The 709-nt window shown below is 48.0% G+C and carries 1 protein-coding gene; it reads right to left on the bottom strand.

Annotation, left to right across the window (positions count from 1 at the left end; genetic code table 11):
* The coding region (locus R7190_RS27470; RefSeq protein WP_318137881.1) for a response regulator at positions 1 to 709 on the bottom strand (709 nt) is incomplete at both ends.

Raw genomic sequence — 709 nt, 5'->3', positions numbered from 1 at the left:
CCTCTTCCGTCAGCCTCAAGTTTTCAATCGGCTTACGTTGCAGTTGCAATACATTGCTCGCTGGCGATACCTCTTCAGTTTGTTTCACTTTGAGCCTCGCACTGAATTGCTTCAAAGCGTCAGCAAAACTTTCCCTTTGCAGAGGCTTGGTTAGGACATGATCGGCACCTGCCGCGATAAAGTGGTCATGGGCCTCACGAAAGACATCCGCAGTATAGGCAAACAGCAACGTCTTTACCCCTAGCTTTTCGCGAATAAAACGAGTCGCTTCGACACCATTCATCTCTGGCATTTGATTATCCATCAAGATAAGGTCATAATCGTTGTCGCGTGCCTTTTCTACAGCAACCAGCCCGTTTTCTGCGACATCCACTGCGTGCCCTAACTTTTCGCAAAAGCCTTTCGCCACCAAAGCATTTACGCGGTTATCTTCTGCCAACAAAATACGCAAGTTCTGAGTGCTTCGGGTTTGAACTGGCGTATGCTGCGGGCTCGGTTTTTCGCTCTCATTCCATGGTATCGGCAAAGTGACAATAAACTGCGTGCCGACCCCTTCTACGCTCTTTAAGGTAATAGAACCACCCATAAGTTCAGTGAGCTTTTTAACGATGGCCAACCCTAAACCCGTTCCTCCAAACTTTCTTGTAGTTGAAGAATCTGCTTGCTCGAAGGAGTTAAATACTCGCCCTTGTTTATCGGGCGCGATACC

Source organism: Vibrio sp. 1078-1 (assembly GCF_033340475.1).
This window is presented reverse-complemented; position numbering and strand designations above follow the sequence as displayed.